This is a genomic window from Kitasatospora sp. NPDC059973 (genome assembly GCF_042737525.1).
GTDB lineage: Bacteria > Actinomycetota > Actinomycetes > Streptomycetales > Streptomycetaceae > Kitasatospora.
Genome location: NZ_JBHWUI010000243.1, coordinates 1 through 8,916, shown reverse-complemented (window position 1 = coordinate 8,916; position 8,916 = coordinate 1). Strand labels below are relative to the sequence as shown.

Here is an 8,916-nt window from a genome sequence, read left to right as displayed (position 1 = left end):
GCGCACCGCCGGCCCCGGCCGCCTCGGCCGCCGCGCTCGGCCGGGTGCCGACCCAGAGCCGTCGGCCGCCCACCGCCGTCGAACCGCCGTACACCGACCCGGCCCGCGAGCCGAGGCCCGCCCTGCGCGTCGGCCGGGGCGACATCGCCGCCATCCGCGCCGTCGGGGACCTCTTCCGCGCGCTGGACCACGCCTACGGCGGCGGGCACGCCCGCCAGGCGCTGGTCCGCTACCTGGAGAGCGAGGCCGAGCCGATGCTGCGCGGCCGCTACGGCGAGCAGATCGGGCGGGCGCTCTTCGGGGCCGTCGCCGACCTGACCAGGCTCGCCGGCTGGACGTCCTTCGACATCGCCGCGCACGGCCTGGCCCAGCGCTACTTCGTCCAGGCCCTGCGGCTCTCCCAGGCCGCCGGGGACCGCGCGCTCGGCGGCTACATCCTGGTGACGATGAGCCAGCAGGCCGTCCACCTGGGCCACGGCCGGGAGGCGGTCCAGCTGGCCCGGGTCGCCCAGCAGGGCGTGGGCACCGCCGTGCCGCCCACCGTGCAGTCGCTGCTGCACGCCGCCGAGGCGCGCGGCCACGGCCTGCTGGGCGACGTCCGCTCCTGCACCACCGCCCTGGTCCGCTCCGAGCGGGCCCTGGCCGGCGCCCGGGCCGGCGACGAACTGCCCTCCTGGGCGCGCTACTTCGACGAGGCGCAGCTCTCCGACGAGTTCGCCCACTGCTACCGGGACCTCCAGCAGTGGCGGACGGCGGCGCAGCACGCCGAGAAGTCCCTGCGGCTGCGCTCGCCCGCCTACGCCCGCAGCCGGATCTTCTGCCGGATGGTGCTGGCCACCGCCCGGCTCGGCATGGGGGACTTGGACGAGGCGTGCACCATGGCCACCGACGCGCTGCGGGCGGCCGGGGAGATGCGCTCGGCCCGTTCGCTGGAGTACGTCCGGGACTTCCACCGCCGGCTCACCCCCTACCGGGGCAGTCCGGTGGCCCGCGCCTTCGAGGAGACGGCGCGCCAGGCGGGGGTGATCTGACGACGGCCCGCGCCGGGGCCGCCCGGCCGGGCCCGGCCGGCCCGCCGCGGCGGCTACCAGCTCTCGGCGTTGACCCGCTGCCGGTCGCCCCCGGCGGCCGGTGGGCGGGCGCTCCCGCGCAGCCGCTGAGCGAGCAGCGGGAAGGCCAGGACGGAGAGCATGCCCGCGCCGACCAGCGCGGCCGCGGTGGAGGACGGCAGGTGCCCGGCGTCCACCTCGATCGTGGTGATCACCACGACCAGCGGCAGCGCGGTCGCGCCGTACAGGCCGAGCGCCGCCCGGTCGTGGCGGCCCAGCCCGATCGGGGCGAGGAGGGCCGCCGGCAGTCCGCGCACGGCCAGGAGCAGCAGCAGGAACACCGGGACGAGCAGCAGGCTGCCCGGGTCCCGGAGCAGCGCCTCCAGGTCGAACTTCATCCCGCTGACCACGAAGAACACCGGCACGAGGAAGCCGAAGCCGATGCCCTCCAGCTTGGCCTCGATGACCTCCTCCGTGGCCTCGGGCACGTCGGTCAGCAGCAGATGGGAGACGATCCCGGCGGTGAAGGCGCCGAGCAGCATGTCCAGGTCGAGCCAGACCGCGGCGGACACCATCGCGGTCAGCACCAGGATCACCGTGCGGATCGCGAACTGGCCGGAGGTGCGCAGGGTTCGGCGGATCAGCCGGGTCACCCAGTCCGGCCGGGGCCGCCGGGCGAAGCCGACGGCGGCCGTCGTGATCACCGCGAAGACGGCCAGGATGACGGCGGTCCTGGCCGGGCTGTTGCCGCTGAGCAGGATCGCGACCGCGATGATCGGCCCGAACTCGCCGACCGCGCCGGTGGCCATCACCAGCGAGCCGAACGGCGTCGGCAGCTCCCCGGAGTCGCGCAGGATCGGCAGGATGGTGCCGAGCGCGGTGGTGGTGAGCGCGAGCCCGGCGAAGGCGCCGTTCAGCGGGTCCCGGTTGACCATGGCGCCCACGCCGAGGGCCACCGCCAGGGACACCAGCCACGCGGCGCCCGCCCGTTTCAGCGGGCCGCCGCGCAGCTTGGCGAAGTCGATCTCGTAACCGGCCAGGAACATCAGCATCGCCAGGCCGAACTCGGAGAGCGCGTCGACCAGCCCGTCGACCTGCGCCCAGTCCAGGACGTCGGGGCCGATCAGGACGCCGAGCACGATCTCGAACACCACCGTGGGCACGGCGACCCACCGCAGCAGCCGATCGGCCAGCAGCGGGGCGGCCACGGCGGCGGCCGGGATCAGGATCAGTGCGAGCGGGTCGATCCGGCAGTCGGCGCTCACCGGGCGAGGGGCCCGGGGTCCTGGACGGAAGACGTCCGATTAGCGGTCATATCGGCATACTGGCACGCCGTGGCATGCCGTACCGGCAGCCCGGCGGCCGCGTGTTACGCCGCTGCCTCCGCCTCCCGGGCGGAGACCGGCAGCCCGAGGTCGCGCGCCACGGCCAGGGCCGCCCGCCGCCCCGACACCAGGGCGCCCTGGACGCTGCTGGTGTCCCGGTGGTCGCCGCAGACGTACAGCCCGGCCAGCAGGCGCACCGGGCGGCGGTTGTTGTGCGGCGGCGGCATGGCCGGCACCGCGTCCGGGACGTGGCGCACGCTCAGGAACTGCCAGCCCTTCGTCGGGACGCCGTACAGCTCCGCCAGCCGGGCCCGCACCGCGGGTTCGAGCGCGGCGGGCCCGCCGGAGTCGAAGGAGCGCCGCCCCAGCACGGTGGTGGCGATCAGGGCCTGCCCGGGCGGGGCGTACGAGTGGTGCAGCTCGCTGAGCACCAGGGAGTGCGAGACCAGCGGCGGGTGGCCGTTCGGGCGGTCGCCGTCCAGCAGCAGGACGGCCTCGCCGATCGGCGCCCGGTCGGCGGCGTGGAAGAAGGTCGTGACGGGGTGGAAGTCCGGCAGCCGCAGCCCGGGCAGTAGCGCGGCGGCCGAGCGTGCGTCGGTCGCCACCACGACGGCCTGGGCACCGATCCGGCCGTGGCCGGCGGTCTCCACGCCGTCGGCCGCGATCGAGGTGACCCGCACGCCGGACCGCAGGGTGTCGGCCGGCAGGGCGGCGGCCACCTGGGCCGGGACGGCCGCGATCCCGTCGGCGGGCAGACAGAGGCGGCCGCGCGCGTAGCAGCGCAGCACCAGGTCGGCGATCCGGCTGCTGGTGCCCAGGGCCGGATCGCTAAGCAGGGCGCCGAGCAGCGGCCGCAGGAAGCCGTCGACGGTGCGCGGGGCGAGCCCGCGTTCGCCGAGCGCGCGGGCGGTGGTGGTCTCCGGCCGGGCCTGCAGTCGGCCGGCCGGGGTGGCGGCCAGCCGGCTGAGCCAGCTGCCCAGCCGGGCCTTGTCCAGCGGACTGCCCAGCGGGGCCCGGGAGGCCGCCTGGCGGGCGGCGGTCAACTGCGGGTCCCCGGCGCGGTAGCGGCGGCCCCCGCTGTGCACGAGCACGCCGGGCGCGAGCGGGTGCAGACCGAGCCGGTCCAGGTCGAGCGCCCGGCTCAGCTCGGGGTACGCGGTGTTCAGCAACTGGCTGCCGTGGTCGAGCCGGAAGCCGTCCAGCTCGCGGGTGGCCATCCGGCCGCCGATCCGGCCCGAGGCCTCCAGGACCTGGACGGTCAGGCCGTAGCCGGTGAGCGCGCGGGCGGCGGCCAGGCCCGCGAGTCCGGCCCCCACCACGACGACGTCCGGATCGGACTGTCGGCGGGTGCGGCGGGTGAAGTCGTATGTGGGCACTGGCGTGCTCCCTCCCTGGTCCCGGAGCTTCGGCCGACGCAGGCAGCGGGGTGCCGGGACACGGTCCGACGGTGTGATGCCCAGTCAGTGCGAGCGTCAGACAAGCACACCGGGCCCTATCCGGGTCCCGGGGAGGGTTCGACAGCATGCGGTGGGGGCGCGGTCACACACGGTGCCCGCAAGTGGTCCTGTTCGGGCTCCATGGGCGCGCACCGTCACCAGGGGCGTGCGGCGCGCCTGGTTCGTGCTCCCGTGCGCCCCCTCCCGGAGCCCCTCCCGACCCCGCTCGGCATATGCCCCCGGCCAGGGCTGATGCCGTAGCGGGCGTACGCGGGCGGCCCGGGCGGGGCATCCGCGCCCGGACCACTCGGCCTACCGCAGGCGCCCTACCGGACGCGCCCGCTCCGCGCGCACCCCGCGGCCGCCCGGAGCGGCCGCCACCATGCCGCCCCGCGGCGACGGCACCGCCGCGCCCGCACGTCCCCGTCGCCACAGTGCCGCCACCCCGTGGAACCGCCGCGACGCCGCCCCGCCGCTACAGTGCCGCCCGCACCGCCGAGTCCACGTCCGGGTGCTCGAAGCGGAAGCCGGCCTCCAGCAGCCGCCGCGGTACCACCCGGTGGCTGCCGGTCACCTCGACGGCCAGCTCGCCCAGCACCGTCTTGAGCGCCGCCTCCGGCACCGGGAACGGCGTCGGACGCTTTAGCACCCGGCCGAGCGCCGCCGTCAGCTCGGCGTTGGTGACCGGCTCCGGCGCGCTGAGGTTGAACGCGCCGCTCAGGTCGTCGCGGTCGATCAGGAACCGCAGTGCGGCGACCTCGTCCGCCAGTGAGATGAAGCTCCAGTACTGCCGGCCGTCGCCGAGCCGCCCGCCGAGCCCCAGGCGGAACAGCGGGAAGAGTCGACCGCCGGCCCCGCCCGCGGCCGAGAGCACCAGCCCGGTGCGCGGGTGGACCACCCGGATCCCGGCCCGTTCGGCGGGCCGCGCGGAGGCCTCCCACTCGACGCAGACCTCGGCGAGGAAGTCGTCCCCGGCGGGCGAGTCCTCGTCGATCACCCGGTCGCCGGTCTGGCCGTAGTAGCCGACGGCCGAGGCGCTGACGAAGACCCGGGGCGGCTTGTCGAGTTCGGCGATCGCGACGGCCAGCGTCTCGGTGCCGAGCACCCGGCTCTCCCGGATCTCCCGCTTGTACGCGTCGGTCCAGCGGCGGTCGCCGACCCCGGCGCCCGCCAGGTGCACCACCGCCTCGACGCCGGCCAGCCCGGCCCGGTCCACCTGGCCCAGCAGCGGGTTCCAGCCGATCGCCGTCGTCCCGTCCGGCCGCGGACCGGTTCTGGAGCGGTGCCGGACCAGCCGGACCACCTCGTGGCCGTCGGCCAGCAGCGAGCGGACGAGTGTCGAGCCGATCAATCCCGTGGATCCTGTGACCGCGATGCGCATGGACCCATCCTCGCAGTTTCCGGCGGCCGGAACTCCGTATCCACCCCGGGCGCGGCTGACTAGCATGGCGCGCATGCACGCCGAAGATCTGATCATCCGTCCCGCGCAGACCGAGGACGAGAAGGAACTCTCCGCGCTTAACCGGGCCGCCTGGTCCTGGCAGAGCGACGTCGCCCCGCAGCCGGCCGAGGGGGACACCGTGTTCGACGCGCGCCACACCCCGGACCAGTTCCTGCTCGCCCTGCTGGACGGCCGGATCGTCGGCTACATCCGGGTGGTTCCGCCCACCCCGCTGGCCAGTAACGGGCACGTGCGGCAGATCCAGGGGCTGGCGGTCTCCTCCGGGGCCCGCGGCCGGGGCGTCGGCCGGGCGCTGGTGGAGGCGGGCTGTGCGGCCGCCGCGGAGCAGGGGGCGCGCCGGATCACCCTGCGGGTGCTCGGGCACAACGCCCCGGCCCGCCGCCTCTACGAGGCCTGCGGCTTCGTGGTCGAGGGTTCGCTCGCCGAGGAGTTCCTGATCGACGGCCGGTACGTGGACGACATCTGGATGGCCCGTTCACTGCTCGGCTGACCCCGCGCTCCGCTCGGCTGACCCCGCGCTCCGCCCTCCCGCGCCTGGCGGGTCGCCCGTCGCCCCCTCCGGCGCGGCGGGTGGGCCGCGTGCCGCCTCCCGGGGCCCGAGTCACTGACGGGACATCAGATCAGGGTCCCCCGGGTGGTGCAGACTCGTGACAAACCCAACCTGTCTGGAGCAGTGCCGCGCCGGGTACCGTACGGCCGTGAGCAACTCGACGCCTCCCGGGTGGTACCCGGTACCGGGTGCGGACGGCACGCCCGGTCATGAGCGCTGGTGGGACGGCAACGCCTGGACCAGCGACGTCCGCCCCCTCCAGGCGGGCGGCGGCGGGCTCGCCGACGCCCCGACCCAGGTCTCCTGGCAGACCCCGCAGCAGCCCGCCCCCGTCTCCCCGCCGCCCGCGTACGGCTACGGCGCGCCCCAGCAGGGCACGCCCGGCTACGGCTACCCGACGCCGGACCAGCAGGCCTACGGCTACCCGCAGGGCGGCTATCCGCCGTCACCGCCGCCGCCCGGCCGGATGAAGCCGGGCGCGGTCGTGGGGATCGTGGTCGGCGTGCTGGCCGTGGTCGGCGTGGTCGCCGCGATCGCCCTCAACAGCGGCGGCGATCCCAAGGCCGACCCGGAGCCGGTGCCGACGGTCACCGTCACCGACACCCCGAGCCGGACGCCGAGCCCCGGCCCGACCACGCGCACACCCGCGCCCACGCCCACGCCGGCCCCCAGCCTGCCGCCGGTGCCGGTGGTCAAGGACACCGCCGCGGACGCCCAGCACTCCATCACGGTGCCGATCTTCCAGGGCTGGGACTCGCAGACCGACACCACGCACTCGACGGTCTTCCTGGGCAGTGGCCGCTACACCTGCCCGGGCGGCGGCTCCTGCATCAGGGGCCAGTTCTCGGTGGAGAAGGACACCATCCCGGGAGCCTCGGCCCGGGCGGCGGCGGAGGCGGCGATGCCCACCTACGCGGCGGCGATCTTCACCGGGATCACCTCGCACACCGACGCGGGCTCCGCCAACACCACCGTGGCGGGCGTCTCCGGCTACGCGGTGCGGTGGCACATCACCACCTCGGACGGCACCAAGGGCTACATCCTGCTGGCGGCCGTCCCGGCCAAGGGCGGTGGCTTCGTGGCCTTCGAGGGCGGGGTCGACGACGCCGCGGGCGCACCCGATCCCACCGTGCTCGACCAGATCCTCAAGGGCATCAAGCAGGACGGCAGCGGCTCCGGCTCCGGCACCTGAGCCCGGGCGTCCGACGCCACCGGCACCCCGAGCGGGTGTCCGAGCCACCCGCTCGGGCACCCGCTCCGGCGTTCCGGCCGCCGCCGGGCCGGACCTCCCGCCGGGCCGGACCTCCCGCCGGGCCGGACCTCCCGCCGGGCCGGACCCTTCGCCGGGCCGCTCCCGGTACCGCTCCCGGGTCAGTCCCCGTACCGCTCCCAGAGCTTGGGGAACCGTTTCGCCATCGTGTCCGGGTCCTCGAAGTCCAGCGCGGCGCCGGCCGGACGCGCGGGCTGCCGGTCGCCCACCTCGGGCAGCGGCAGCCCGGTCAACTGCTCGTACGCCTCGTCGGCCGCGTAGCCCAGGTCCTCGGCCTCGCCGTCCTCCTCCTCGTCGAACTCCGGGAGCAGGTCAGCCAGATCGTCCGGCTCGTGCAGGCCGCCCTCGAACACCTCCCGCCCCTGGCCGATCAGCCAGCAGCGGAAGTAGTCGAAGGTGTCCTCGGAGGCGCCGTCCAGCAGCAGGTGGGCCGCGCCCCACAGGTCGGTCCGGTAGGCGCGCTGGAACCGGGCCTCGAAGAGCCGGGCGAAGTCGATGACGTCGTCCGGGGTCAGTTGGACGAGCCGTTCCACCAGCCGTTCCGCCTGCTCGTCGGGGTCGCCGTCGGCGTCCTCCCGGGTGTCGTCGATGATCTGCCAGAAGTCGGTCTCGTCCATCACCGCTCCAGCATCCCTGTTCGCCCGCGCGATCGCATGCGATGGGCCCGGCGAAACGCGGGCCGCGCCGGGGGAGTACGGGTACCGAGGCCGCTGCCGGGCGGCCGGGCGCCAACGCGGAACCCCGCGCCGTCCGGGGACGACGCGGGGTTCCGTACTGCCGTGGGCTGCCGTGGCGGCCGGCTCAGAGGCCGAGCTCGACCTCGAACTCGCCGGCCTCCAGGATCTCCTTGACGGCCACCAGGAAGCGGGCGGCGTCGGCGCCGTCCACCAGGCGGTGGTCGTAGGAGAGCGACAGGTAGGTCATGTCACGGATGCCGATGGCGGTGCCGCCGTCGGCCTCGATGACGACCGGGCGCTTGACCGTCGCGCCGATGCCCAGGATGGCGACCTGGTTCGGCGGCACGATGACGGTGTCGAACAGCGCACCGCGCGAACCGGTGTTGCTGATGGTGAAGGTCGCGCCGGACAGCTCGTCCGGAGTGATCTTGTTGCCGCGGACCTTGCCGGCCAGCTCCGCGGTCTTTTTCGAGATGCCGGCGATGTTGAGGTCGCCCGCACCCTTGATGACCGGGGTCATCAGACCCTTCTCGGAGTCCACCGCGATCCCGATGTTCTCGGAGTCGAAGTAGGTGACGGTGCCCTCGGCCTCGTTGATGCGGGCGTTGATCACCGGGTGGCTCTTCAGCGCCTGGGCGGCGGCCTTGACGAAGAACGGCATCGGGGACAGCTTCACGCCCTCGCGGGCGAGGAAGGCGTCCTTGGCCTTGCCGCGCAGCGAGATGACCTTGGTGACGTCCACCTCGACGACGCTGGTCAGCTGGGCCTGCTCGTGCAGGGCCTTCAGCATGTTGTCGCCGATGGCCTTGCGGATGCGGGTCATCTTGACCGTCTGGCCACGCAGCGGGGACGGCGCGGCGGCGGCCTTCGGCGCGGCGGCCGGGGCGGCAGCGGCGGGGGCCGGAACGGCCTTCGCGGCCTCGGCGGCGGCGATGACGTCCTGCTTGCGGATGCGGCCGCCGACACCGGTGCCGGTGACGGAGGCCAGGGCGACGCCCTGCTCGGCGGCGAGCTTGCGCACCAGCGGGGTGACGTAGGCGTCACCGCTGTCGGCGGCCGGCGCGGTGGCGGCCGGAGCCGGGGCGGCGACCGGAGCGGCCGGAGCCGGCGCGACCGGGGCAGCCGGAGCCGGAGCGGCGACGGGGGC

Annotated in this window: 7 protein-coding genes and 1 pseudogene; 3 read left to right on the top strand and 5 right to left on the bottom strand. The window is 75.3% G+C overall.

Annotated features, from left to right (window positions below):
* Positions 1-1,031 (top strand): annotated as a pseudogene (locus ACFWA9_RS36410) (regulator); the annotation flags it as partial.
* Between the two features lie 53 nt (positions 1,032-1,084).
* On the opposite strand, the gene ACFWA9_RS36405 reads toward ACFWA9_RS36410, so the two are convergent.
* The 3 genes from ACFWA9_RS36405 to ACFWA9_RS36395 form a co-directional block, all read right to left on the bottom strand.
* The gene (locus tag ACFWA9_RS36405; RefSeq protein WP_380393368.1) at positions 1,085-2,314 is read right to left on the bottom strand and encodes a cation:proton antiporter; all 1,230 of its coding nucleotides are present in this window, start codon (positions 2,312-2,314) and stop codon (positions 1,085-1,087) included.
* 104 nt (positions 2,315-2,418) lie between these two features.
* Entirely contained in the window at positions 2,419-3,750 is a 1,332-nt protein-coding gene (locus ACFWA9_RS36400) for an FAD-dependent oxidoreductase (RefSeq protein WP_380393365.1), read from the bottom strand.
* Between the two features lie 535 nt (positions 3,751-4,285).
* Positions 4,286-5,191 carry a TIGR01777 family oxidoreductase gene (locus tag ACFWA9_RS36395; RefSeq protein ID WP_380393363.1) on the bottom strand — a complete coding sequence of 302 codons (906 nt, stop codon included), beginning with the start codon at positions 5,189-5,191 and terminating at the stop codon, positions 4,286-4,288.
* A 73-nt stretch (positions 5,192-5,264) separates the two neighbouring features.
* On the opposite strand from ACFWA9_RS36395, the gene ACFWA9_RS36390 reads away from it, so the two are divergent.
* Together ACFWA9_RS36390 and ACFWA9_RS36385 are read left to right on the top strand one after the other, a co-directional pair.
* Positions 5,265-5,762: a GNAT family N-acetyltransferase gene (locus ACFWA9_RS36390; RefSeq protein WP_380393360.1), complete on the top strand. Its 498-nt coding sequence runs from the start codon at positions 5,265-5,267 to the stop codon at positions 5,760-5,762.
* 208 nt (positions 5,763-5,970) lie between these two features.
* Positions 5,971-7,014, top strand: coding sequence for a DUF2510 domain-containing protein (locus ACFWA9_RS36385; RefSeq protein WP_352287011.1), 1,044 nt, complete (start codon positions 5,971-5,973; stop codon positions 7,012-7,014).
* Positions 7,015-7,193: 179 nt separating this feature from the next.
* On the opposite strand, the gene ACFWA9_RS36380 is transcribed toward ACFWA9_RS36385, so the two are convergent.
* A complete protein-coding gene (locus ACFWA9_RS36380) occupies positions 7,194-7,709 on the bottom strand; it encodes a DUF4240 domain-containing protein (RefSeq protein ID WP_329487336.1) in 516 nt (171 codons plus the stop codon).
* A gap of 184 nt (positions 7,710-7,893) precedes the next feature.
* The coding region (gene sucB, locus ACFWA9_RS36375; RefSeq protein ID WP_380393357.1) for a 2-oxoglutarate dehydrogenase, E2 component, dihydrolipoamide succinyltransferase at positions 7,894-8,916 on the bottom strand (1,023 nt) is incomplete at its 5' end.

What these genes read in the sequence shown, in the direction of transcription:
- ACFWA9_RS36395 (WP_380393363.1), bottom strand. Translation starts at nt 5,191, where the DNA reads ATGCGCATCGCGGTCACAGGATCCACGGGATTGATCGGCTCGACACTC.
- ACFWA9_RS36390 (WP_380393360.1), top strand. Translation starts at nt 5,265, where the DNA reads ATGCACGCCGAAGATCTGATCATCCGTCCCGCGCAGACCGAGGACGAG.
- ACFWA9_RS36380 (WP_329487336.1), bottom strand. Translation starts at nt 7,709, where the DNA reads ATGGACGAGACCGACTTCTGGCAGATCATCGACGACACCCGGGAGGAC.